The organism is Streptomyces sp. NPDC091280, from assembly GCF_044768565.1.
Lineage (GTDB): Bacteria > Actinomycetota > Actinomycetes > Streptomycetales > Streptomycetaceae > Streptomyces.
Genome location: NZ_JBIVUZ010000013.1, coordinates 68,349 through 91,498, shown reverse-complemented (window position 1 = coordinate 91,498; position 23,150 = coordinate 68,349). Strand labels below are relative to the sequence as shown.

At 68.1% G+C, this 23,150-nt stretch carries 21 protein-coding genes and 2 pseudogenes; 10 read left to right on the top strand and 13 right to left on the bottom strand.

The annotated features are described in order from the left end of the window. Positions 1 to 15: 15 nt before the first annotated feature. The 7 genes from ccsB to hemL all read right to left on the bottom strand — a co-directional run bounded on the left by ccsB (position 16) and on the right by hemL (position 7,826). Complete coding sequence (ccsB, locus tag ACIQPR_RS34960; protein WP_403656683.1) at positions 16 to 1,098, bottom strand: c-type cytochrome biogenesis protein CcsB; 1,083 nt, start codon at positions 1,096 to 1,098, stop codon at positions 16 to 18. Further along, positions 1,098 to 2,843, bottom strand: a complete 1,746-nt coding sequence (locus ACIQPR_RS34955; protein WP_403656680.1) for a cytochrome c biogenesis protein ResB — start codon at positions 2,841 to 2,843, stop codon at positions 1,098 to 1,100. Before ACIQPR_RS34955 ends, ccsB begins: the two co-directional genes overlap by 1 nt. Before the next feature lie 3 nt (positions 2,844 to 2,846). Next, complete coding sequence (locus ACIQPR_RS34950; protein ID WP_403656677.1) at positions 2,847 to 3,614, bottom strand: cytochrome c biogenesis CcdA family protein; 768 nt, start codon at positions 3,612 to 3,614, stop codon at positions 2,847 to 2,849. Between the two features lie 6 nt (positions 3,615 to 3,620). Beyond that, positions 3,621 to 4,235 (bottom strand): TlpA family protein disulfide reductase, encoded by a 615-nt coding sequence (locus ACIQPR_RS34945; protein WP_403656675.1) that lies wholly within the window; start codon positions 4,233 to 4,235, stop codon positions 3,621 to 3,623. 89 nt (positions 4,236 to 4,324) lie between these two features. Continuing rightward, positions 4,325 to 5,617: a hypothetical protein gene (locus ACIQPR_RS34940; protein ID WP_403656673.1), complete on the bottom strand. Its 1,293-nt coding sequence runs from the start codon at positions 5,615 to 5,617 to the stop codon at positions 4,325 to 4,327. Positions 5,618 to 5,763: 146 nt separating this feature from the next. After that, positions 5,764 to 6,453, bottom strand: coding sequence for a histidine phosphatase family protein (locus ACIQPR_RS34935; RefSeq protein WP_403656670.1), 690 nt, complete (start codon positions 6,451 to 6,453; stop codon positions 5,764 to 5,766). Further along, the gene (hemL, locus tag ACIQPR_RS34930; protein ID WP_403656668.1) at positions 6,450 to 7,826 is read right to left on the bottom strand and encodes a glutamate-1-semialdehyde 2,1-aminomutase; all 1,377 of its coding nucleotides are present in this window, start codon (positions 7,824 to 7,826) and stop codon (positions 6,450 to 6,452) included. The genes ACIQPR_RS34935 and hemL overlap by 4 nt, the downstream gene beginning before the upstream one ends. 599 nt (positions 7,827 to 8,425) lie before the next feature. Between hemL and ACIQPR_RS34925 the strand changes: the two genes are divergently transcribed. After that, positions 8,426 to 8,863 carry a hypothetical protein gene (locus ACIQPR_RS34925; protein ID WP_019061278.1) on the top strand — a complete coding sequence of 146 codons (438 nt, stop codon included), beginning with the start codon at positions 8,426 to 8,428 and terminating at the stop codon, positions 8,861 to 8,863. A gap of 47 nt (positions 8,864 to 8,910) precedes the next feature. Here ACIQPR_RS34925 and ACIQPR_RS34920 read toward each other — a convergent pair. The 5 genes and pseudogenes from ACIQPR_RS34920 to ACIQPR_RS34900 all read right to left on the bottom strand — a co-directional run. Continuing rightward, positions 8,911 to 9,655: pseudogene (locus ACIQPR_RS34920) on the bottom strand (tyrosine-type recombinase/integrase); the annotation flags it as partial. Next, a pseudogene (locus ACIQPR_RS34915) lies at positions 9,656 to 9,796 on the bottom strand (flavoprotein); the annotation flags it as partial. Beyond that, on the bottom strand, positions 9,793 to 10,518 hold the full coding sequence (locus tag ACIQPR_RS34910) for a WbqC family protein (protein WP_403656666.1): 726 nt from the start codon (positions 10,516 to 10,518) through the stop codon (positions 9,793 to 9,795). The pseudogene ACIQPR_RS34915 and the gene ACIQPR_RS34910, both read right to left, overlap by 4 nt. Before the next feature lie 28 nt (positions 10,519 to 10,546). Continuing rightward, positions 10,547 to 11,236: a YdcF family protein gene (locus tag ACIQPR_RS34905; RefSeq protein WP_403656664.1), complete on the bottom strand. Its 690-nt coding sequence runs from the start codon at positions 11,234 to 11,236 to the stop codon at positions 10,547 to 10,549. After that, on the bottom strand, positions 11,233 to 12,276 hold the full coding sequence (locus ACIQPR_RS34900; RefSeq protein ID WP_403656662.1) for a helix-turn-helix domain-containing protein: 1,044 nt from the start codon (positions 12,274 to 12,276) through the stop codon (positions 11,233 to 11,235). The genes ACIQPR_RS34905 and ACIQPR_RS34900 overlap by 4 nt, the downstream gene beginning before the upstream one ends. A gap of 119 nt (positions 12,277 to 12,395) precedes the next feature. Here ACIQPR_RS34900 and ACIQPR_RS34895 point away from each other — a divergent pair, with 119 nt between their 5' ends. The 7 genes from ACIQPR_RS34895 (at position 12,396) to ACIQPR_RS34865 (ending at position 20,153) form a co-directional block, all read left to right on the top strand. Then, positions 12,396 to 12,812, top strand: a complete 417-nt coding sequence (locus ACIQPR_RS34895; RefSeq protein WP_403656660.1) for a hypothetical protein — start codon at positions 12,396 to 12,398, stop codon at positions 12,810 to 12,812. Continuing rightward, entirely contained in the window at positions 12,809 to 13,240 is a 432-nt protein-coding gene (locus tag ACIQPR_RS34890; protein WP_403656658.1) for a hypothetical protein, read from the top strand. The genes ACIQPR_RS34895 and ACIQPR_RS34890 overlap by 4 nt, the downstream gene beginning before the upstream one ends. Before the next feature lie 67 nt (positions 13,241 to 13,307). Further along, positions 13,308 to 14,429, top strand: a complete 1,122-nt coding sequence (locus tag ACIQPR_RS34885; protein ID WP_403656657.1) for a hypothetical protein — start codon at positions 13,308 to 13,310, stop codon at positions 14,427 to 14,429. Next, a complete protein-coding gene (locus ACIQPR_RS34880) occupies positions 14,426 to 14,779 on the top strand; it encodes an ASCH domain-containing protein (RefSeq protein WP_403656655.1) in 354 nt (117 codons plus the stop codon). The genes ACIQPR_RS34885 and ACIQPR_RS34880 overlap by 4 nt, the downstream gene beginning before the upstream one ends. 208 nt (positions 14,780 to 14,987) lie before the next feature. Continuing rightward, positions 14,988 to 18,446: a type ISP restriction/modification enzyme gene (locus tag ACIQPR_RS34875; RefSeq protein WP_403656653.1), complete on the top strand. Its 3,459-nt coding sequence runs from the start codon at positions 14,988 to 14,990 to the stop codon at positions 18,444 to 18,446. A 57-nt stretch (positions 18,447 to 18,503) separates the two neighbouring features. After that, positions 18,504 to 19,019: a hypothetical protein gene (locus ACIQPR_RS34870; RefSeq protein WP_403656650.1), complete on the top strand. Its 516-nt coding sequence runs from the start codon at positions 18,504 to 18,506 to the stop codon at positions 19,017 to 19,019. Between the two features lie 315 nt (positions 19,020 to 19,334). Continuing rightward, positions 19,335 to 20,153, top strand: a complete 819-nt coding sequence (locus tag ACIQPR_RS34865) for an SAM-dependent methyltransferase (protein ID WP_403656647.1) — start codon at positions 19,335 to 19,337, stop codon at positions 20,151 to 20,153. Positions 20,154 to 20,190: 37 nt separating this feature from the next. Here the strand turns inward: ACIQPR_RS34865 and ACIQPR_RS34860 are convergent, their stop codons facing one another. Continuing rightward, on the bottom strand, positions 20,191 to 20,961 hold the full coding sequence (locus ACIQPR_RS34860; RefSeq protein WP_403656645.1) for a MerR family transcriptional regulator: 771 nt from the start codon (positions 20,959 to 20,961) through the stop codon (positions 20,191 to 20,193). Between the two features lie 197 nt (positions 20,962 to 21,158). On the opposite strand from ACIQPR_RS34860, the gene ACIQPR_RS34855 reads away from it, so the two are divergent. Both ACIQPR_RS34855 and ACIQPR_RS34850 read left to right on the top strand, forming a co-directional pair. Further along, positions 21,159 to 21,323, top strand: a complete 165-nt coding sequence (locus tag ACIQPR_RS34855; RefSeq protein WP_403656643.1) for a hypothetical protein — start codon at positions 21,159 to 21,161, stop codon at positions 21,321 to 21,323. A 124-nt stretch (positions 21,324 to 21,447) separates the two neighbouring features. Then, positions 21,448 to 22,821, top strand: coding sequence for a histidine-type phosphatase (locus ACIQPR_RS34850; protein ID WP_403656641.1), 1,374 nt, complete (start codon positions 21,448 to 21,450; stop codon positions 22,819 to 22,821). Positions 22,822 to 23,150 lie beyond the last annotated feature (329 nt).

Here is a 23,150-nt window from a genome sequence, read left to right as displayed (position 1 = left end):
TAAGGGAGGAGCGTCTCAGACGCCGGCGTAGGAGTGCTTGCCGCCGACGAAGATGTTGACGCCGTAGTAGTTGAACAGCCAGCAGCCGAAGGCGATCAGGGCCAGGTAGGCGGCCTTGCGGCCCTTCCAGCCGGCCGTGGCGCGGGCGTGCAGGTAGCAGGCGTAGGCGACCCAGGTGATGAACGCCCAGGTCTCCTTCGGGTCCCAGCCCCAGTAGCGGCCCCACGCGGACTCGGCCCAGATGGCGCCCGCGATGATCGTGAACGTCCACAGCGGGAAGACGGCCGCGTTGACGCGGTAGGAGAACTTGTCGAGGTTCGCGGAGGCGGGCAGCCGCTCCATCACGGAGGTGGCGAAGGCGCCCGGCTTGCCGCCGCCTGCCAGCTTGTTCTCGTAGCTGTCCTTGAAGAGATAGAGCAGCGTGCCGACCGCGCCCACGTAGAAGACCGCGCCGCAGATGATCGCGGTCGAGACGTGGATGTACAGCCAGTACGAGTGGAGGGCGGGCACCAGCTGGTCGCTCGCGGTGTACAGGACGGTGACCGCGATACCGAGGTCGAGGAGGACCGTGGTGACCAGGAACAGGCCGAGCCAGCGCACGTTCTTCCGGAGCAGCAGCAGCGTGAGGTACACACCGACGGCGACCGTGGAGAAGGTGATGTTGAACTCGTACATGTTGCCCCAGGGCGCCCGCTCCACCGAGGCCGCGCGGGCGAGGACACCGCTCAGCTCGACGAGGAACGCGAGCACCGTGAGGGACACGGCGATCCGGCCGTAGAGGTCGCCCTGCTCGTCCCCGCCGTGCGCGCCGGGACCGTCCGGCACGTCACGGGCGCCGGACGCGGCCCGGACCACGACCTTCGGCCGCTCCAGGACGGCGGTGCCGCCCGCACTCTGCACGGTCACGGCGGGCGCGCCCGCCTTCTTCGCGGCGGCACCGGTCAGCGCGGCGGCCGTACGGCCGATCTTGCTGCGGCTGCCGAAGGTCCATTCGGCGATGTACGCCAGGAAGGCCAGGGTGTAGACGGCCATCGAGGAGTAGATCAGCGTGTTGCTGACATTGGCGAGATGTTCGTTGGTGGCGGCGGCGAGATTCATCACTGCTGCTCAGCCCCTTCGGCGGGTACGGGGAGGTCTTCGTCGGTCTTCGTCGGGGCCCGGTCGTGCACGAGTGCCGCCAGGTCGCCGAGTTCCTCGGGGAGTTTCGCGGACTCGCTGCGGCCGAGCCCGGCCATCTCGACGACGGTGCTGCCGTCGTCGCCGGTGGTGGCGCGCACCCAGACCCGGCGGCGCTGGATGAACAGGGAGGCGGCCAGACCGAAGATCGCGGTGAGCGCGCCGGTCAGCGCCCAGTCGGTGCCGGGCTGCTGGACGACCTGGAAGCCCGCCCACTCCTTGATCTGCTTGTCGAAGGTGATCGACCCGGCGCCGTTCGGCAGGGTCATCGTCTCGCCGGGCAGCAGCTGCTGCTTGAGGATGTTGCCCTTGGAGTCCTTGAACTGCTTCAGGTTCTTGGTCACCAGCTGGTACACGTTCTGCGGGATGCCCGAGTTGACGCCCAGGTCGCCGTGGTAGCCGGTGACATTGAGCACCGGGTAGTCCAGCCCCGGGTACTGGGAGAACATCGTCCCGCTGCTCTTGGCGTACGTCGGCACGAACACGGCCGCGAAGCCGAGCTGTTCGGAGACGCCCTGGGCGTTCTTGTAGCCGTCGAGGACCTTGATCGCGCCCTGCGAGGTGACGTTCGAGTCGAGCGGCAGCATCGGCACGGCCTGGTGGAAGACCACGTTGCCCTTGCCGTCCCGGACGGTGACGACGGGGGCGTAGCCGTGGCTGACCAGATAGACCTTCGAATCGCCGATCTCCAGCGGCTCGTTGACCTTGATGGTGTGCTTCTTGGCCTTGCCGTAGGCGCCGACGCTGTAGGTGATGTCGGCCTGGAAGGTGCGCGGGGTGCCGCGGTTGGGGCCGGTGCGCTCGTAGGTGCCGACGAAGTTCTTCAGGTTGAAGCTGAACGGGACGAGGTCGTCGTCGCTGAAGAGGTTGCCGGACTTGAAGTCGTCGTACTGGGTGAGGGTGTTGGAGAAGCCGTCGCCCTCGACGATCAGCTTGTCGCCCTCGGACTTGAAGAGCTGGCCCCACGCGAAGGCGATCAGCATCACGATCAGCGCGAGGTGGAAGAGCAGGTTGCCGGTCTCGCGCAGATAGCCCTTCTCGGCGGCCACGGCGTCACCCTCGACGTGGGCGCGGAAGCGGCGCTTCTTCAGCACCGCGAGGGCGACCTCGCGGACCTGCTCCGGCTCGGCCGCGGTACGCCAGGTCGCGTAGGCGGGAAGGCGGTCCAGACGTCTGGGGGCGCCCGGCGGACGGCCGCGGAGCTGGCCGACGAACTGCCAGGTGCGCGGGACGATGCAGCCGATCAGGGAGACGAACAGCAGGACGTAGATCGCGCCGAACCAGGCGGAGCCGTAGACGTGGAAGAGGCCGAGCTTCTCGTAGATCGGGCCCAGCGTCTTGTGCGCGGCCTGGAACTCGGACACCTTCAGCGCGTCGGTGCCGGTCTGCGGGATCAGCGAACCGGGGACCGCGCCCAGCGACAGCAGGAACAGCAGCATCAGCGCGACCCGCATCGAGGTCAGCTGCCGCCACGTCCAGCGCGCCCAGCCGAGCACTTCACGGCCGGTCCAGGCGAGCCAGCCGGTCAGGCCGGGCTTCCGGTTGCCGCCGAAGGAACCGGGCATCGCGGTCTCGACGGGGGCCGTGGAGAGCTGCGAACCGGCCGCGCCGAGGTCCTGCTCCTCGCCCGCCGGGTTCCCGGGCGCTTCCGTGGACGTCTTGCTCATCGATCAGATCCCTACAGTGAAGCCGTCGGACCAGCTCTGCATGTCCTGCACCAGCGCGTCCCACGCGCCGGTGAGCAGCAGCACGCCGGTCACGATCATCATGGTGCCGCCGACGCGCATCACCCAGACGTAGTGGCGCTTGACCCAGCCGAAGGCACCGAGGGCCTTGCGGAAGGCGACCGCGGTGAGGACGAAGGGGACACCCAGGCCGAGACAGTACGCGACGGTCAGTACGGCGCCGCGACCGGCACTGGCCTGGTTCATCGACAGCGCCTGCACGGAGGCGAGGGTCGGTCCGATGCACGGGGTCCAGCCGATGCCGAACAGGGCGCCCAGCAGCGGTGCTCCTATCAGGCCGGTCGTCGGCCGCTTGTGGAAGCGGAACTCACGCTGGGTCAGCCAGGGCATCAGCCCCATGAAGAACACGCCCATGACGATCATGAGCACCCCGAGCGTCTTCGACAGGACGTCCTTGTTCTCCTGGAGCGTCTGCCCGAAGTAGCCGAACAGGGCCCCGCCGGACACGAACACCACGGTGAAGCCGAGGACGAACAGGGAGGCGCCCGCGACCATCCGGCCGCGCCGGGCGTCGCCCAGGTCGGTGCCGCTGACGCCGGTGACGTAGGAGAGGTAGCCGGGGACCAGGGGCAGGACGCACGGGGAGAAGAAGGAGACGAGTCCGCCGAGCACGGCGATCGGCAGGGCGAGCAGCAGGGCCCCGCTGTAGACCGTCTCGTTCTGGCCCGGCAGGGCGGCGGCGGCGAGCAGCACGTCAGCTCACTTCTCCGCGATGACCGGGTCGAGCATCTCGCGCAGCTTCTCCTCGCTGAGTGCCTGGAGGGCGCGCGCCGCGATCTTGCCGTCCCGGTCGATGACGATCGTGGAGGGGATCGCCTGTGGGTTGAGGGTGCCCTTCTTGAACCGGAGCATCAGCTTGCCCGTCGGGTCGTACAGGCTGGGGTAGGGCACGGCGTACTTCTTCTCGAAGGCCACGGCCGGTTCGGTGCTGGTGTCGCGGGTGTTGAGGCCGACGAACTGGACGTCCTTGTCCGCGGTGGCCTTGGCGACCTGGACCAGGTTGTCCGCCTCGGCCCGGCACGGGGAGCACCAGGAGCCCCACACGTTGACGACGAGGACCTTGCCCTTGTAGTCGGCGGTGTCGAGCGTCCTGCCGTCGATGGTCTTGCCGGACAGGTCGGGGGCGGCCTGGCGGTCGCCCTTCTTGACGGTCGCGATGCCGTCGGAGCCGGTGATGAAGTTGGTGTTGCCGGAGCCTCCGGAGGTTCCTCCGGAGCTGCACGCGGAAAGCACCAACGCGGCGACCGCGACACCGGCGGTCGACAGGACGGCGCGGCTACGGGCGCGGGTACGAACGCGGCTGGCGGCACTCATGTGAAAAGTTTCGCATGCCCGTTCTGGGGATCTTGCGCGCCCCCCTCAAGGGCGTCCGACGGGCGGAAACCCGCATTTCAGACGATGTTTCAGGCAGCGCCGCCGGTCGCCGTGGAGGAAGCGGTCGGGCTCGCCGCCAGGTAGGACTTCCAGCCGCCGGCCGGTGCCTGGCCGACGTCGAGGCCGCGCAGCTTGGCCAGCACCTCGGGCTTCTGCACATCGATCCAGTCGGTGAACTGCTTGAAGGAGACCATGCGGACATCGGCGCCCTTCTCCTTCTCCGCCGCGATGTGCTTGAAGGCCTGCTCCACGGCGTCCATGTAGATGCCGCCGTTCCAGTGCTCGAAGTGGTTGCCGATGAAGAAGGGTGCGCGGTTCGTCTCGTACGCGCGCTGGAAGCCGGAGATGTAGGCCTGCGCGGCCTGCGTACGCCAGCCCGGGTAGTTGTAGGCGGGCGCGTTGGTGGAGTTGACCGACTGGTTGGCCAGCATGTTGTAGTCCATCGAGAGGACCTCGAAGGTGTGCCCGGGGAACGGGACGGCCTGGAGGGGGTAGTCCCACACGCCGTTCTTCTTCTCCGGCCAGACCTGCCGGCCGCCGGGCGAGGAGGCGTCGTAGCGCCAGCCGAGCGAACGGGCGGTGGGCAGCAGCTGGTTCTGGCCCAGGAGACAGGGCGTACGGCCGCCGACGAGCTCCTTGTCGTAGTCGAAGGGCAGGGACGGCAGGTCGTGCCAGCCGGTGTTGGTGCGCCACTCCTTGACGAAGGACTTGGCCTGGTCGATCTCGCTGCGCCACTGCTGGGGCGTCCAGTTGGCGACCGTGCCGTAGCCGGAGCAGAAGTGGCCGTTGAAGTGGGTGCCTATCTCGTGGCCCTCAAGCCAGGCGCGCCGCACGTTGGTGAGCGTGGCCTTGACGTGTTCGTCGGTGAGGTAGCCGATGTCGGAGGCGCCGCGCGGGTTGTTCGGCGGGTTGTACTGGCGCTTCTTCGACTCGGGCAGCAGATAGAGACCGGAGAGGAAGAAGGTCATGCTCGCGCCGTGCTGCTTGGCGAGGTCGAGGAAGCGGGGGAACAGACCGTTGCCGACCTCGCCCGCGCCGTCCCAGGAGAAGATCACGAACTGCGGCGGGGTCTGCCCGGCCTCCAGCGGCACGGGCTTCGCGGGCTGCTTCGGCTGGGTGCCGGTGAAGGACGTGGAGCCGTCACCGATGGGCTTGGCCCGCGGTTCCATGGACTTGGTGGGGCTGCCGGAACGGCCCTTGCCCGAGCCGGCGGAGGGGCTGTCGGATCCCTTCGAACCGAGTGTGCCGCAGCCCGCGAGTCCTACGGCCGCCGCGGCACCCGCACCGGCTCCGAGCACTCCCCGTCGCGTGAGACTCCGCATTGCTTCCCCATCCGTCGCATCCTCTGTGGTCTACCTGTGAGAGGACGCGACGGACAGGAAAGTTCGCCGGGAACGGTGTGGGTTCCGAAACAAATGTCACAGGCTCGTCCCGGCGACGGGCCTTGACGCACAACGGGACGGTGACGTCAGGCGCCGAACGCCTTGTCCTTACCCTTCACCGGCTTCGCGCCCGCGAGGAGATGCGCCGGGACCAGATCCCGGGCCGGCTCGGTGTAGCCGACGGACACGATCTTGTCGCCACGGTAGGTGAAGGTCGTCAGGGAGGCGAGCGTGCACTGCCGCTTGCGCGGGTCGTGCCACAGCCGGCGCCGCTCGACGTAGGACCGCACGATCCAGATCGGCAGCTGATGGCTGACCAGCACGGCTTCGTGCCCGCGCGCCGCGTCCTTGGCCGCGTCCAGCGCCCCCATCATCCGCACCACCTGGTCGACGTACGGCTCGCCCCAGGACGGCTTGAACGGATTGACCAGGTACTTCCAGTTGTCCGGCTTCTTCAGCGCGCCGTCGCCGACGCCGAAGGTCTTGCCCTGGAAGACGTTGTCGGCCTCGATGAGCCGCCCGTCGGTCGCGAGGTCGAGCCCGTGCGCCTTGGCGATCGGCGTCGCGGTCTCCTGCGCCCGCTCCAGCGGGGAGGCCACGACGTGCGTGACATCGCGGGAGGAGAGGTGCTCGGCGACCCGGTCGGCCATCCGCCGGCCGAGTTCGGAAAGGTGGTAGCCGGGCAGCCGCCCGTACAACACCCCTTCGGGATTGGCGACTTCGCCGTGCCGCATCACATGCACGACGGTGATGTCACTGTTGGTGCCGCTGCTCATCGGGTGGCCTCCGCCGCCGCTCGGGCCGCCGCCGGGAGGGCGTCGGCGATCCGCTGGATGGCCCGTTCGTCGTGGGCCGTGGACACGAACCAGGACTCGAAGGACGAGGGCGGCAGATAGACACCCTGCGCCAGCATCGAGTGGAAGAAGGCGGTGAAGCGGTACGACTCCTGCGCCTTGGCGTCCTCGTAGTCGCGCACGCTCCGATCGGTGAAGAACACGGAGAACATGTTGGACGCGTTCTGGATCCGGTGCGCGACCCCCTCCTTGCCGAGCGCCTCGGTGACCAGCGCCCGGACCTGCGCCGACACGGCGTCCACGGTCGCGTAGGCCGCGTCGTCGAGGAGCCGCAGCTGGGCGAGACCGGCGGCGGTGGCGACGGGGTTCCCGGAGAGGGTGCCCGCCTGGTACACCGGCCCGGCCGGGGCGAGGTGCGCCATGATGTCGGCCCGCCCGCCGAACGCGGCGGCGGGGAAACCGCCGCCCATCACCTTCCCGAAGGTCATCAGGTCCGGGACGACCCCGTCGATCCCGAACCACCCGGCACGGCTGGTCCGGAACCCGGTCATCACCTCGTCGGAGATGAAGAGCGCGCCGTTCTTGCGGCAGGCGTCCTTGAGCCCCTGGTTGAACCCGGCGACGGGCGGCACCACACCCATGTTCCCGGGCGAAGCCTCGGTGATGACGCACGCGATCTCACCGGGATGCCGATGGAAGGCCTCGTTCACGGCTTCGAGATCGTTGTACGGCAGCACGATCGTGTCGCCGGCCTGGGCGCCGGTGACGCCGGGGGTGTCGGGCAGCGCGAAGGTGGCGACACCGGAACCGGCGGCGGCCAGCAGCGCGTCGACGTGACCGTGGTAACACCCGGCGAACTTGATGACCTTGGGCCGCCCGGTGAACCCGCGGGCGAGCCGGATCGCGGACATGGTCGCCTCGGTGCCGCTGCTGACCAGCCGCACCTGCTGCACGGGCTCCACCCGGGCGACGATCTCCTCGGCGAGCGCGACCTCGCCCTCACCGGGGGTCCCGAAGGAGGTCCCGCGCGAGACGGCCTCCTGCACGGCGGCGATCACCTCGGGGTGCGAGTGCCCGAGGATCATCGGACCCCAGGAGCACACGAGGTCGACGTACTCGCGCCCGTCCGCGTCCGTCAGATACGGCCCCTTGCCCGACACCATGAACCGGGGCGTGCCGCCCACGGCACGGAAGGCGCGCACCGGGGAGTTCACACCGCCCGGCGTGACGACCGACGCACGGTCGAAAAGAGCCTGCGAGACGGGTGCTTCGTAGGGATAGGGCGGTGCGCCGGGCAGTACACCTGCCGGTTCGCTGGGCGTCTCGCGTGGCGTCTCGCTTGGCGTTTGGCTCATGACCTGCGACTTCTCCGACTTCTCGGACTCCGGGACCTCAGTTACCTCCACAGGGTAGGCGGCGGGAGCGCGGGCACGGCCCCCCACCCATCTGCGAGACTGGGAGGTGATACACACGGATACACACGGATACACACAGCTCGTGCGGGCGTCGGTGTTCAGGGCTTGCGCAGATCCTGCGGACAGGTGTTTCAGCGCACGTTTCGGCGGGCGGCCGTGGGGGAGGTCACTGACACGATGATCGGGTTGCGCGGCTGGGGCCACGCGTCCTAGAAAAGCAGTCGGGTGGAGATATGCATCGCGGTGGCGGACTGGGCGAGGGGACTGACGATCTGGGTCCTCGGCGTGCCCGGCGGGGGAAGCACCGACGCGACGCGGAGGAGGCCGAGGCACGGCAGGGCGGTACGGGGTCCGGGTCCGGCACGGGTGGCAGCGGAACGGGTGGAACAGGCCCGGGTTCGGGCGCGGGCCCGGGTGTGACGTCAGCTTCAGGTTTGACTTCGAGCCCGGGTTCGGGTTCAGGTGAGTCGGATCGCGATGAGCGACGTATCGAACGTCGGATCGATCAGTTGCGGGCGGGGAGCAGGAATGGTGGTCGGGTGGGGGTGACGTACAAATACTTCGGCGCGCCCGACGGCGCGACCGCGGCCCGCGTCCCGATCTCGATGCGCCCCGAGGAACTCGGCGGCGACGAGCTCGGGATGAACGGCATGTTCACCAAGATCAAGCCGGAGACGATGGCCGCGATGGTCCTCACCGGCATCGAGGGCGTCCCGCTCAACAAGGTGCCCCCGCTGGAACTGGTCGTCCTCCACCCCGACTACGCCGTGGTCAAACTCCCGATGACGGTCGTCGACCCCCTCCGCGGAATCGGCGAGGAGGCGGTGGGCGCGGCAGCGTTCATCTGGTCCACGGTCCCGGACCGGGGCGGCCCCCGGGACGCGTTCAATGTGTACCAACTGCTGCACGAGTGGCAGGACTTCAGCCATCGGTTGCATGAGGCGGGGCATCAGCCTTATTGCCTTGTTTGGCCGTGACCTGGGGTTTCATTGGTAGCGGGCGGGGTCTTCGGACCTCGCCCTTTTCAGTGCCGGAGAGGGGCCGTCAGGCAGCCAGGGCACATTGGTTTCGCTGGGGGCACTGAAGTGCCCTGTGCGGCGGGCGGATCGGTGTCGTCTTCCGCCTCGGCTTCCGTGAGGGCGTCGTCGATCGCCTTGCGGGTGCGGGTCTCGCTGGACGGCAGCAGGTGCGTGTACGTCCGCAGCGTGAAGCCCGGGTCCGAGTGACCGAGGTATTCGGAGAGCGCCTTGATGCTCTCCCCCGCGTCCAGGAGTACGGAGGCGTAGGCGTGCCGGAGGGCGTGCATGCCGTCTTCCGGGGCCGCTTGGAGGTAGCGCGCGCCGCGCTCGCGCGGAGGGATCACGCCGGCGGCAGCCAGGGCGAGCTTCCAGGCACCCATGTTGAAGACGCTGCGGTTGCACGCCCGGCTCTTCTCGTCCACGAAAAGGAGCCGGAAGGTCTTCGGTTCCGCCGTCCGGCTTGGCCCAGGGCAGCGTGACGTCGACGGGTGGGAACTCCTTCATGTGGGCCTTGAGGGTGGCGGCAAGTTGGGCCGGCAGGGGCACTGACCGGATCTTGTTGCCCTTGGGCAGGGCGAAGACGGGCTTCGTACCGACCAGCCGCACCTGGCGGTTGACGTGGATCCAGCCGCCCTTGAAGTCGATGTCGTCGGCTGCGAAGCCGAACACCTCGCCCTAGCGCAGGCCGCAGCCGAAAGCGGGATTGCCACCGGCCTGGAAGCGCTTCGGGAGTCCGGCGACGACCGCACGTCCGAGCCCTTGCGGGGTGGCGACGACGCCGACGTCCCAGTGCCGCTCGTGTGCTGCGGTGATCAGCTTGCTGACGTCAGCGGCGACCCCGGCGGCGCAGACCACGATCTGGAGGAACGGCTTGTCGAGCTGATCACTCACGCGTGGTCTCCATTGAGGCGAACTTCTCGTTCGGCAGTCAGTCTGGTCGCCAGTTCACTCGGGCCGGTCGCACTCAACGCCCAGAGGCTGCTGACCCGTCGGGCCCACTTCCAGAGCCGGTCGCCTGCATCCACAGGGGTGTGGAAAGGCACAACGGTGATGCCATGGAGGGCGAACGGCTGGTAGTCGAGGTAGCGCAGGCCGCCGGTGCCACACAGGTAGTAGTTGCTGCCGGTGGCCACGGCGAGGTCGGCCAGTCGCTCGGACCGGCCTTGGCGGGTCGGGATGGCGCTGCTTTCCAGCACTTCACCATTCCAGCCGAGAGCGGCGAGCAGGGCGAGGGTCGATGTCCTCGCGAGGTCCGCCACACAGTCCGTGTTCTCGAACCGATCGAGGACCACGTCCAGGACCTCACTCACCGCAGGCCAGTAGCGGCTACGACCGTAGTACTGGCGAATGAGCAGGCTGACCGTTCGGCGAGACCGGCGCGGCTCGACGAGCAACGTCTGGTTGACGAGCGTCGGGCGTCCGTTGGGCAGGCGCGTGGGGAGCGTGAGCCACTGCTGCCTGCTCGGGTCGTCGAGAGCCGCGAGCCGCGTGCGCTGCTGGTAGTCCCGGCGAGCGAACTGAACATCGTCGAGGACGATCCACCGGTCGGCGGCGAACAGCTTGGCCAACGTGGACAGCCGAGGAAACAGGTTCGGCTGGTGGATCGCGCACACCCCGCCGCTCGCCCCGAGTCGACGTGTGTCAGCTGTTGATGAGTCGGCTGTCGAAGCCGGCGCCCAGGAGGCGCTCGTAAGCGTCATGCACATCCCCCGGTACGTTCTGCTCGACGGCGAAGCCGAGCTTCGGGTACTCGATCACCCGTTGCAGGTCCCCGACGAGCATGTCGACGACGAGCTTTTCGTCGCCGATGGACTTGATGTAGTCGTCCAACTCCAGCGGCTCGGAGGCGCAGACCACCTCGGCCTCGGGCCATAGCTTGCGGCAGGTCGCGTACGAGCGGCGTTCCATGTACGGCTTGGAGATCAGCAGCAACGACTCCACCTCCACGCCCGCCTCCGCCAGCAACTCCCGGGAGAAAGTGATGTTCTGGCCGGTGTTCGCCGCCTTCGACTCGACCAGGATCGCCTCGTCCGGCACGCCCAGGCTCAGCGCGTGCTCGCGGTAGTGGACGGCCTCGCCGCGCGGGAAGCGGGCGCGGGTGGTGGGGCTGTTTCCGCCGCTGAACACGACGACGGGGAAGACGCCGGCACGGTAGAGGTCGGCGGCTGTGGTGGCCACGCCCAGGTCGTGGCTGCCCAGGCCGATCGCCACCGAGCAGGGGCGCTCCTCATGTCCCATTTGGTGGTAGTTCCAGATCAACGTCGCATCGTGGAACTGCTCGTCGGTGATCTGACGCTGCTGGTGCTCCGGCACTGGCACTCCCTGACTCATCCCTGCTGGCCCTTTCGGATGCCCTCGATGCTGCGCAACTGGTGGCTCAGTCCGAACTGCCGGGCCACCTGTGCCGCCTGGTCGAGGACGGACAGCCCATCATTCCGGGTCGCCGCATCCGACAGAAGGATGTGCCCGTACGCGGTGTCCAACCGCACTCGCTGCATCGGGGAGTCAACCGTGCCGGTGGTGCGCGCGATGTCGATGTAGTGCAGGGCCTGTTTCAGGTCGCCGGCGCCGCGGTGGGCCAGGGCGAGCTTCTGGTGTGCCACGGACCAGTCCTCCGGCTCACCGAGTTCCTCGAACTCGCGGGTGGCAGCAGCCATGACGTTGGTGGCGTACTCGTTGTTGCCCTCTTTGCTCAGAGCCGTGCCGATCCACAACCGGGCCCGGGCTCGGTCCCGTCGGCTGAGCCGCTGGTCGGCGGCGAGTTGCTCGTACCATCGGGCGGAGGCATCCAGCTGACCTGACATCTCCTGCACGACGGCGAGGGACAACTCGATCTGGGCGACCCGGCGCGGAATGGCGAGCTCAGAGAACATGTCGCGCGCGGTCAGGTAGGACTGCCGGGCGGACAGCGGGCCGAGGATCGCGCCCTGGTCTCGTTGCACATCACCGAGCAGGACAAGTGAACGCCCGTACAGATAAAGGCCCTTGTCATCCAGGCCGTGCGCGTCACGACTCGCCAGCCAGCGGTTCAACAAGGTCGCAGCGAAGGGGAAGTCCTGGCGGCGGACGCAGACTACGGCGCGCTCGATGTCCTCGGTCCAGGTCTCGTAGTCCGCCGGCCGCACGCTCTTCCGCTCCGGGAACAGCACCGCCTCGAACCAGGCATGGGCAGCAGCGTCGGCACGAGCGAGCGCGGTGTCGAGGATCGCCTGGGTATCAGGCCGGGGCTGGGTTTCGGCTCCCAGGCTCTCCCACTTGGCCACCGTACGCAGCGCGACACCCAGGTGCTCGGCGAACGCACGCATGCTCATTCGCAGAGCAGCGCGCAGAACGCTCGCTTCCCGGCCCGTCCACTGCCGCACGCTGACCACGGATTACCTCCCTCCGTCACGTATGGAAGCACTCTCGGTGACGACGTGGGGCGTGAAGTGCAACGGAAGTACAACAGCGGGTCATTTCACGGCCGTTCACGTCGACCGACGCTGTGGACATGGACGACGAACTCATCACGGAACGCCGACGCGTCGCCTTCCCGCAGGTCTTCGGCTACCTACGACACGTCACCGGCGGCCTGGTCCGCCATGCGGCGCTCGTCGACTGCCTCACCGACTACTGCCGCCGACACGAACTGGCCCTCTGCGGCGTCTTCACCGACCGCGACGCCACGGTGGCCATCCGCTCCCCCGCCTTCATCGGGCTGGTCGACACCCTCGAACTACCCGACACCTACGGCGCCGTGGTCCCCGCCCTCAGCCACCTCGGCCCCAGGAGCATCGGCAACGAACGGAAGCGACAGATAACAGCAACGGGCACCCGACTGATCGTGGTCCGCTCCCTCAAGCCGATCACGGGGTCCGCACCTTCCCGCAGCACGAGCCCCAACCTCCAGCCGCAGGGGGACACATGATGTCCGTGCGCGACGCGCTGCGCAGCGCGCCCATGGTCAGCGACGTTCCCGGACTGCGTCTGCTGAAGGTCGGCAACGGCTGGGATCTCGTGCGCACCTCTGCCGAGACCGGCCTCCTGGCCCTGGCCCACCTTCGCGGCACCGGTGCGTCGATCGGCCCGGTGCTCTACGACGGGCCCAACGAGCGCCTCTATTACGCCATCGCGACCGGCACCGCCGACCGCTGGGACGACCTGCCGGTACGGCACCTCTCCACCAACTCCTGGCTCGTCGCACCCGGCGTGGAGCGGCTCGACGACTGGTTGGGCGGCTGGTGCGAGCTACCGGACGACGACACCCTCACCGACACGGACGCCCTCCGCACCGCGCTCCAACACCCGTACGTCGCGGGTACCCAGGAAGAAGCGCGCTCTGACGCTGGTCTCTAGTGCCGGGCACATCCCGCCAAACCCGGCAACACCTACTTCAGTCCGGCCTGACCGCAAGGGGACATCCATGACGGCCCATCTCGTCTCACCGAACACCGTCCTCGCCAACGCTCTTCTCCGCGCCGAGGACGTCCTGACGCCACGCATCCTGGCCGCTCCGCCCGAGCGGATCGTGCTGGTCGTCGGCACCCAGATCAACGGCGCCCCGCATATCGGCACCTCGCTCGTCCAGTCACTCGCCTTCGCCATGGCGGCCCGACTGCGCGACCGCTTCGGCATCCCCACCGAGGTCCTGTTCAGCGCCCTCGACAACGCCCCGTACGAACTGTCCACAGACCCGGCCAGCGGCCACCGCTACCAACGCCCCTACGCACAGGCCCTCGGCAACCATGCCCTCACCGACCTCGTCGCCGCCCTGTACCAACCCCTGTTCACAGCGCTGTCCCGGCGGCTGGGCATCCCGCACCGCGTGGAGACCTACACCGAGCAGCAAGCCGGCGAACACTTCCGGCGCACCTGGCTGCGGCTGCTGCCTCGACTCGACGCCGCCCGCTGGTGGCTCGCCCCCTCCACCGGCACCCCACACGTGCGCATCCCCTGTCCGCACCCCGGCTGCGGCTGGTCCGAGAAGCACGCCGAACGCACGCGCGTGCACCTCACCGACCGAGAAGGTGCCAGCGTCGACGCCGTCTGCCTCCACCACGGCCCTTACCAGGTCACCATCACGCCTACCACCGGCGCCTACATCGACTTGGCCACCCTGTACCGCAACCTCGTCAAGGAACTCGCCCTTACCAGCACGGGGGCAGGTGGAACTCTGCACGTCATGGTCAAGGGCGGCGACTGGGTCTTCGGCTCCCTCCTCGTCGACGAAGCCCTCCAAGCCGTCGGCCTCACTCGCGCTCAGCTCCCCGCCCGCCTGTTCTGCCCACAAGTCGTCACCGACACCGGCGCGAAACTCTCCAAGTCCCTCATCCGCGAAGGCCACGCCCCCTTGCCCGAAGGCGCCGCCGCCTGGATGCTCGACACTCGACAATGGCCCGGCACTGTCACCGAGTACGCCGACCAACTGCTGGCCACGGCCGAGACCCTGCTGTCCGACCCCCGGCACTTCTTCCGCTCGTACTCCGCATCCGAGATCGGCCGCCTGATCACCGCACCAGCGACCAGGAGCATTCCCGCCCCATGAGCAACACCACCCCACGCGTCCGCGAACTCAACCTCTACCGCCAGTACTTCGACCTCGTCGCCGCCGGCACCAAGACCATCGAGGTACGGGTCAAATACCCACACCTCGCCGACCTCGCGGCCGGTGACGTCATCCGGTTCTGCATCAAGGGCGCAGACGAGACCTGCGAGGTCGAGGTCAAGCGCGTGATCGAATACGCAGGCTTCGGAGCCCTGCTCGACGGCGAGGGACCCTCCAACGTCAACCCCACCGCCAGCCGCGACGAGCAACTCGCCAACATCCGGGCCATCTACCCGCCCGAGAAGGAGGCTCTCGGTGCCCTTGCTATCCGGATAGAACTCATCAGCTAACGCACTGCGACCAGTCCCTTCGTGAGCCACGGTCCCGCTCCTTCCGCCCAGCACCACCACCCACACAGCAGACGCTCACCGTCGGTGCGGCTGCTACTGAACGGACACCCGTATTCGGCACCTTGGACGGCACTCTCGACGAGGAGTGATGTTGTGTTTACTGTGAGTTGAGGAACATGCGGGGATGTGCTGGCCTCGGGGGGGCGGGATGCAGCGCAAGGACCGGTTTCGGGGCATCGTCAGCGACTTCGGTGCGACGTGTAAACAGGCGTTGCTGCACGGGCAGAAGGAAGCCGCGATCCGCCGAGCGGTGGAAACCCTTCTCGTCGACGCGGCACGGGTACTGGGATTACAGGCGGTCCTGCACGCCGAGGTGGCCATCACAGCGCACCGGATACGCCCCGACCTGGCAGTGCGGATCGGAAAGTTACCGCGCAACATCGTCGGCTATGTCGAGCTGAAAAGCCCCGACAAGAGCGTGATCCATCCTGGCGGTCTGAACCAACGCGACCGCCGCCAGTGGGAAGGCATGGCAAAACTGCCCAACCTGATCTACACGAACGGTCAGACATGGATCATGTACCGCTCGGGTCGGCAGTACGGCGACACCATCCACTTCGAGGGTGATCTACACAGCGCCGGCTCTCGCCTACGGCTTCCCTTAGCCAGCGAGGCCGCCTTCGAGGCGATGCTTGCCTCGTTCTTCGGCTGGCAGCCCCAACCACTGACGTCAATGCGGGAAGTGGTTGCCCAGGTCGCCCCGTTGTGCACTCTTCTGCGTGATGCTGTTCACGACCGCCTCGATGCTGAAGCGGTTCTCCCCCGTAACCAGCGCCCTTTCACCGACCTGGCCTCCACGCTTGAGGTTGATCTCTTCCCAACCACGGACGACCGGGACCAGCGGGCGACCTTCGCTGACCGCTACGCCCAGTCCGTCACTTTCGCTCTCCTGCTCGCCGGTTCCAACACCGCCAACGGCAACGCGTTGGTCGGTATGAGCCTGCACGAGGTAGGCCGGCGCCTTGGGGCTGAGCACTCCGTCATGGGCCGCGCCTTGCAGATCCTCACCGATCAGGTCGAGGGAGAATTCCGCGACAGTCTGGACATGCTGGTCCGCGTCATTGACACCATCGACTGGAGGAGTTCCCTGGCCGGCGACCCCGGCTTCCACATCCATCTCTACGAGCACTTCCTGCAGGAGTACGACGCCGACCTGCGCAAGGACTCCGGCACCTACTACACCCCAGCCCCACTGGTAACGGAGATGATCCGCCTCGTCGACGAAGTGCTGGCAACCACACTGGATTGCCCAGACGGCTTCGCCGACCCCGGTGTGTCCATCATCGACCCGGCAATGGGAACCGGCACCTTCCTCACCGGCATCATCGACCTCGTCGCCCGCAAGCAGTCCGAGGGCGGCAACGAAGGCTTCCGTGCCGAATCCGTTCAGGAACTCGCCGGCCGACTGATCGGCTTCGAAAAGCAGATGGGCGCCTTCGCCGTGGCTCAGATGCGCGTCGGGCAGATGCTGCGCCACCTCAATGCCCGGGTCCAACTGCGCGATATGCGCCTGCACCTGGCCGACACCCTCGCCGACCCCTGGCGACCCAGTGAACTCTTCGATCGCTACGGTGCCCTGTGGGGCCCCTTGCGTGATGACGCCGAAGCCGCCAGCACCATCCAGCGCAACGAACGCATCACCGTCGTCATCGGCAATCCTCCCCACCGCGAACAAGCAGAAGGCCAGGGTGGATGGATCGAAAAGGGCTCACCGGGCCGCGGCGCCCCACCCTTGGACGCGTTCCGGCTGCGCGGTGCGGCAGGCGTGTACGAGAACAAACTGAAAAACCTGTGCACCTACTTCTGGCGCTGGGCCACTCACAAGGTTTTCGACCAACATGACGACCACCGTCACGGCGTCGTCTGCTTCATCAGCACCGGCGGATTCATCCGCGGCGCAGGCTTCCAGGGCATGCGCTCCTACCTACGACGCACCTGCACCGAGGGCTGGGTCATCGACCTCACACCTGAGACCAAAAGGCCCCCGGTCAATAGCCGCTTCTTCCCTGGAGTCCAGCAGGAGTTAGCCATTGCCATCTTCGTCCGTCGGCAAGGAGAGCGACAAGACGAACCAGCCCCCGTCCACTACATGGCCGTTCACGGCACACGCCAGAGCAAAGAAGAGCAACTGCACAACCTGCGCATCAACAGTCCCGGCTGGCGCACTTCACGGCCTGTCGAGCGCGTCCCTTTCACCCCCGCCTCTCAAAGTGGGTGGGACGCCTTCCCCGCCCTCACCGACCTCATGCCCTGGCATAAACCCGGCATCAAACCCAACAGGAACTGGGTCGTCAGCCCCTCAAAGACCATCCTGCGCCGACGCTGGAACCGTCTCGTCCAAGAACGCGACCCGGTCATAAAGCAGGCCCTATTCAAAGAGACCGGCGACCGTAGCCTGGACAAGGAAGCACTCCAGATCCCCGGTCACCCCCACCCACCAACTCTTCTCCGCGTCGAACAAGGCTCCTGCCCTGCTCCGGAACGTATCGCCCGCCGAGCCCTGGACCGCCAATGGCTCATACCCGACGGCCGCGTCATCGACCGTCCCCGACCCGAGCTGTGGCAAGCCGTCATCGACGGTCAGGTCTTCGTCGTTGAACAGCACACCCAGCGTCTGCAGACCGGCCCAGCGCTGCTCTTCACTGCCCTCGTTCCTGACAATGACTATTTCAAGGGAAATGGCGGCCGTGTCCTGCCGCTCCTACACGCAGATCAAACTCCCAACATCACCCCAGGACTGTTACACCACCTCGCCAACTCCTATGGCCTCAAGGAAGTCCTCCCCGAGGACCTACTCGCCTACATTGCCGGGGTCACCGCCCACCCCGCCTTCACCGAACGCTACGCGGACGACCTCAACTCCCTCGGCGTACGCATCCCCCTGACCGCCGATCGCAGCTTCTGGCACGAGGCCATCAGCCTGGGACACCACGTGTTGTGGGCCTCGACGTTTGGCGCACGCTGCGTCAATCCCGACGACGGCCGCCCAGCAGGCACATCGAATTGGTGGCGACGCCTACACCCCGAGATCATGTACGCCCGAGAAGTCGCGCCCGAAACGCTCCCTTCGATCGTCAGCTACGACAGCGAAAGCGAGCAACTTGTCATCGAGGGAGGCATCTTCACCGGTGTGACCCCACGCATGCGCGACTACACCACCGGCGGCCGCAACGTACTCGACAGCTGGCTCGCCTACCGCAGCGACCGCACCGCCGGCAAAGTAACCAGTGAACTCGACCGTGAGCGCCCCGAGCGCTGGGAACCCGATTGGAGCCGGGAACTCGTCGAAATCCTTGCCGTGCTCAGGCATCTCGCCGCCCTGGAACCTCAGCAGACAGAGCTCCTCAACCGCATCGTCAACGCCCCCTTGATCGACGTCGCTGAACTCACCCGCCGCCGGATCCTCCCAGTACCCGAGCGCGCCCAGCACGCTCACACCGGCCCGGACTATGCCTTTCTGCCCGGCATGGAGACGGTCGATGGCCAACCGCCAGGCCCCGTCGACCCCCTGTCACTCCCGAACGACCCCGCGGGTACCGCGCCACCCAAGTCCCATTCACCTGCGCACCCCGGCCCACGCGCTCGGCGGCGTCGCGGCCCGGCCTGATTAATAGCGTCAGCAGCCGCTACCGCGCTGCATCAACAGCTGCTAGCGGAGGCAAAGTTGGAGATCGCGGCACTGGTGGTATCGCTGGTTGCACTGGCGGTAAGCGGAGTCGCCTCGCTTCGACAATTGCGGCTGACCGAGCATGCCAACACGCTGCCGGTTCTTGTGGATCTCTTCCGCGAGCATCGAAGCGTGCGGTTGGCGCAGGCACGGCAGGTCGTGCACGAACGGCTGCCGGCCTGTGACCTGTCAGCCGGACTGGCCGGGTTACCGGACGATGACCGGGATCTGGTCCGTGAACTGGCCTGGTTCTACGACAATCTCGGGGCTCTCGTCGCTCATGGGGTGGTGGACATCGAACCCGTCTCCGGATACCTCGGAGGTTCCGTGATCTCCGCCTGGGAGGGTATGCAACCGCTGGTGCAGGCGGAGCGTGCGAAGCGCGCGCAGAACGCCATGCCAGATCCGAACCGCTGGCAGGAGTACTTCGAGAACCTGTACCACCTCGTCCGCGAGACTCCTGCGGACCGAGCTCGGGCAGCGACGCATCTGTGGCGGCTTCCACACCCCTGACCATTTCCACCTGTATCGAAGATGGCTGGCCCACCGTCCCACTATTCGAGGGCACATCCAGGGCACATGAGCCTGGGAAAAGGCGTCGACCAGTGAGAACTACGGAGAGGAGTTTCCCCTGGTCGGCACACATCTCACCAAGAAACCCCAGGTCACCACCCCGCCACTCCCATTCGCTGCACGAGTGCCGGGACTTCAGCCACCGCCTCCACGAGGCGGGCCATCAGCCGTATTGCCTGGTGTGGCCCTGAGTCTCGTCGTCGGCATGCCAGGATGATGATCTGACCGCCACTCACCAAGACGGAGCCTGGCCTCATGACCTCTCCCAGCGGGGACGGCAGTGGCGCCCAGCCACTGATCATCGACACCAGCAAGCCCCACCCGGCGCGGATGTACGACTACTTCCTCGGGGGCAAGGACAACTACCCGGTCGACCGGGACGCCGCCGAGCAGTTCATCAAGGCCGCGCCCGAGGTGCGGGAGGGGGTCCGGGCCAACCGGCGCTTCATGCACCGGGCCGTCCGGCATGTCGTCGAAAAGGGCGGGGTGCGGCAGATCCTCGACATCGGGACCGGGCTGCCGACCGAACCGAACGTCCATCAGATCGCGCACGCCATCGCCCCCGACACCCGGATCGTCTACGTCGACAACGACCCGATCGTCAGCACCCACTCGATGGCCCTCATGGAGGGCACCGACACCTCCGTCATCCTGGCCGACCTGCGCGACCCCCGCGCGATCCTCGACCACCCCGAGGTCCGCAAGGCCATCGACTTCGGCCGGCCGGTGGCCGTGCTGCTGGTGGCCGTCGTGCACTTCCTCGCCGACGACACGGACGCGCACGGCATCGTCGCCACCCTGCGCGACGCGCTGCCGGCCGGTTCCTATCTCGTCCTCTCGCACGCCACCGGTGACGTCCACGAGGACCACCGCGAGGAGGCGGCGTCCGTCTACAACCGGGCCACCGCCACCCTCAACCTCCGCACCCACGCCCAAGTCCTGGACTTCTTCGGCGACTTCACCCTCGTGGAACCGGGCCTGGTCCGCGTCACACACTGGCGCCCGGAGACGCCCCCGACCCCCGACGCCCCGCCCATCGGCATCTACGGCGGGGTGGCCCGGAAGGAGGGTTAGGACGCGGGGCAAGGCGAAGGGCAGGACGTGGTCGGCGTCATGCCTCGGTGCGGGCGCGGGCTCGGTCCAGGTAGTCCGTCAGGTCGTGCCAGGCGTCGGGCGCGGCCGTGGGGTCGCCGGACATCGCGGCCGGCTCGTCCCGCCAGGCCGCGCGCACCCCGGCCGAGATCTCGCCGTCGCCTCCGTTGAACAGCGAGCTCAGCTCGTCCATGCGGGCCGCCAGCCTCCGTACCCGGGGGTCGGCGGGCTCCACCCCTGCGGTGCGCAGCGCCTCGGCCCGGCGGTACAGCTCCGGCCACTCGACCTCCAGCAGGTAGTGGGCTGCGGGGCCGAGGGCCGCCGTACGGTCGTGCAGGGTCCGTAGTCGGTCGGCGTCGAGGTGGTGGCGCAGGGCCTGCGCGCGCTCGGGGTCCGCGCCGCCCATCGCCCCCAAGGCGCCGATCAGCGTGGAGATCTCCGGTGTCCGGCTGGCGGCCAACTCGGCCTGTATGCCCGTGAGTTGTTGCCTCAGGGCGGTCAGGAAGGCCAGGGCGGCCTCGACAGCGGCCAGGTGCTCGCCCACCAGTCGGACGGGGTCGACCCCGACGTCCAGGCACGTGCCGATGGTCTCCAGGCCCAGCCCGAGCCGCCGTAGCGCCAGCACCTGGTAGAGGCGGATCGCATCCTCCTCGGTGTACTCGCGATGCCCGGCCGCCGTACGTCTGGACGGGCTGAGCAGCCCGATCCGGTCCCAGTGGTGCAGGGTGCGAACAGTCAGCCCACTCGCCTCGGCGAGCGCTCCGACCTTCCATGTCTGGTCGATGCCCATACGCCAACGATGCGCCCTGACGCCGGGTGAGGTGCAAGCCCTCCTCCCCGCCCGCCGACACGACGGTGGAGCCGGCTACACCCCCGACCGGGCAGCCCACCCCCTCGTCCCGGCGGCCCCCGGACGGGATCGTTGATCTCAGAAGGCCAAGGCCAAGGCCTCGGTCAACGTCAGCTGCTCGCCGGAAGGACATCGCCATGCCTCACACCGCCGCCGCCGTCTCCCTCGCGAAGAACACCCGTACCGCCGCCCGGCCGTCCGCCGACGTTCCCCGGCGGGCTCCTCGCTCCACGCCCCGCGTGATGCCCCTGTGGCAGGCGATGGCCCAGCTGTTCGCCCCGGTGGACGAACGGGTCTGCTGAGGACAGGAGTACGCCCCCGCCCGCTCCCCGTCCGTTCCGCCTCCGCTGCCCAGCCGGTAAGCCGAGCCCCCGGAGTCACCCCCAGTGCACCCCTCGTTCATGTGCCCCGCGAACCATGCGGCTCATGAGACGACGTGTCACCCCCGCCGTGATCCTCGGCGTGGCCGCGCTGATGGCCACTCCGTTCGCCGCGCAGGCCGCCCCCGGCGGCGACGCCCAGACCGACAGTTACGGTACGAAGGCCGTGTACACGCCGGAGCAGAGCTCCCGGTCGTACCAGTCGGCCCCGGCCGGTTTCACCCCCGTGTTCACCGAGAACGTGTCCCGGCACGGTTCGCGCTCCGCGACCGACGGTTCGGACGGCGACCTGATCCTCGCGCTGTGGGACAAGGCCGAGGCGGAGGGCCAACTCACCGCGAAGGGGCGCGAGTTCGGCCCGAAGGTGCAGGCCCTCGAAGCCGCCATGAGCACCATCGGGTACGGCAACCTCAGCGCCCGCGGCAAGGCCGAGATCCAGGCCACCGCGACCCGTATGGAGAAGCGGCTGCCGACCCTCTTCGCGTCGATCGCGAAGAACAAGGAGCCCATCGACGTCGTCAGTTCGGGCCAGGGACGGGCCGTCGACAGCGCCAACCTCTACGGCGCGGCCCTCGCCAAGACCGACCCCGACCTGACCTCCCTCATCGGCGCGACCCGCACCGACAAGGATCTCCTCTACTTCCACAAGGCCGCGGGCGGTGCCGCCTACCGCGACTACATCGCCAACGACCAGCGCCTGGCCACCACCCTGGCCTCCGTCACGGACCAGCCGAAGACCCACCGGGCCGCCCGTGACGTACTGAGGAAGCTGTTCAAGCCGGCGTTCGTGGACCGGATCACGGCGGGCGAGTTCGCGTCGATCGGCACGGACGTCGAGGCCGCAACGGCCGTCTACAACCTGTACGCCATCGCCCCGGCGATGAGCGAGGAGAGCCCGGACGGCAAGGGCTGGGGCATGGACCGGTACATCTCGGCGCGCGACGCCGACTGGTTCGGGTACCTCTCCGACGCCGAGGACTTCTACGAGAAGGGGCCCGGCTTCGCGGACAGCGACATCACGTACAAGATGGCCGGTGTCCTGCTCGACGACTTCTTCAAGAAGGTCGAGGCCAAGCGCGACGGCACGAGCGACCTGGGCGCGGAACTCCGGTTCACGCACGCCGAGGAGATCATCCCGCTGGCCGCACTGATGGGCCTGCCGGGCAGCACGCAGGGCGTGACCGTCGAGCGACCGTACACCTACGCCACCAACTCCTGGCGCGGTGCGGCCGTCGCCCCGCTGGGCTCGAACATCCAGTGGGACGTCTACCGCAAGGGCGGCACCTACCTCGTCCGCATGCTCTACAACGAGAAGGAGACCGCCTTCAAGACCGGCTGCCGCCCCGTCTCGAAGGGCAGCAAGTTCTACGACCTGAACGAACTGGAGCGCTGCTTCGGCCGCACACCCTCGAACAGCTGAGCGACACCGGCACCAGCCAGCAGCACCGGGACCGGCGTCGGTGTCAGCCTGCACGGGCCACGGCCCCGCGCTCCCCCAGGCGCGGGCCGCCGTCGCGGACTCCCGGCGCCGGGTCCCGGCCCGCCGGTACGCGGCGATCGCGGCCGGGCTGCCGGCGTCCACGATCAGCGCGGTCCGAGGGCACTCCCGCGGCTACGCGTCGACGACGACCCGCGACACGGCCGCGCCCGGCCCGCACGCCCCCGCGCCTCCGCGCCTCCGCGCCTCCGCGCCTCCGGCCACGTCATGCCCCGGCCCTGGAGCCGCCACCGGCCGGGCAGGGCCACCGC

Excerpts from the sequence above, each read along its gene's own strand:
- ACIQPR_RS34855 (WP_403656643.1), top strand. The coding sequence starts at position 21,159 with ATGCCTCACACCGCCGCCGCCGTCTCCCTCGCGAAGAACACCCGTACC.
- ACIQPR_RS34890 (WP_403656658.1), top strand. The coding sequence starts at position 12,809 with ATGATGTCCGTGCGCGACGCGCTGCGCAGCGCGCCCATGGTCAGCGAC.
- ACIQPR_RS34865 (WP_403656647.1), top strand. The coding sequence starts at position 19,335 with ATGACCTCTCCCAGCGGGGACGGCAGTGGCGCCCAGCCACTGATCATC.
- hemL (WP_403656668.1), bottom strand. The coding sequence starts at position 7,826 with ATGAGCCAAACGCCAAGCGAGACGCCACGCGAGACGCCCAGCGAACCG.
- ACIQPR_RS34875 (WP_403656653.1), top strand. The coding sequence starts at position 14,988 with ATGCAGCGCAAGGACCGGTTTCGGGGCATCGTCAGCGACTTCGGTGCG.
- ACIQPR_RS34895 (WP_403656660.1), top strand. The coding sequence starts at position 12,396 with ATGGACGACGAACTCATCACGGAACGCCGACGCGTCGCCTTCCCGCAG.
- ACIQPR_RS34935 (WP_403656670.1), bottom strand. The coding sequence starts at position 6,453 with ATGAGCAGCGGCACCAACAGTGACATCACCGTCGTGCATGTGATGCGG.
- ACIQPR_RS34905 (WP_403656664.1), bottom strand. The coding sequence starts at position 11,236 with ATGAGTCAGGGAGTGCCAGTGCCGGAGCACCAGCAGCGTCAGATCACC.
- ACIQPR_RS34945 (WP_403656675.1), bottom strand. The coding sequence starts at position 4,235 with ATGAGTGCCGCCAGCCGCGTTCGTACCCGCGCCCGTAGCCGCGCCGTC.
- ACIQPR_RS34955 (WP_403656680.1), bottom strand. The coding sequence starts at position 2,843 with ATGAGCAAGACGTCCACGGAAGCGCCCGGGAACCCGGCGGGCGAGGAG.
- ACIQPR_RS34850 (WP_403656641.1), top strand. The coding sequence starts at position 21,448 with ATGAGACGACGTGTCACCCCCGCCGTGATCCTCGGCGTGGCCGCGCTG.
- ACIQPR_RS34860 (WP_403656645.1), bottom strand. The coding sequence starts at position 20,961 with ATGGGCATCGACCAGACATGGAAGGTCGGAGCGCTCGCCGAGGCGAGT.
- ACIQPR_RS34940 (WP_403656673.1), bottom strand. The coding sequence starts at position 5,617 with ATGCGGAGTCTCACGCGACGGGGAGTGCTCGGAGCCGGTGCGGGTGCC.
- ccsB (WP_403656683.1), bottom strand. The coding sequence starts at position 1,098 with ATGAATCTCGCCGCCGCCACCAACGAACATCTCGCCAATGTCAGCAAC.
- ACIQPR_RS34885 (WP_403656657.1), top strand. The coding sequence starts at position 13,308 with ATGACGGCCCATCTCGTCTCACCGAACACCGTCCTCGCCAACGCTCTT.
- ACIQPR_RS34880 (WP_403656655.1), top strand. The coding sequence starts at position 14,426 with ATGAGCAACACCACCCCACGCGTCCGCGAACTCAACCTCTACCGCCAG.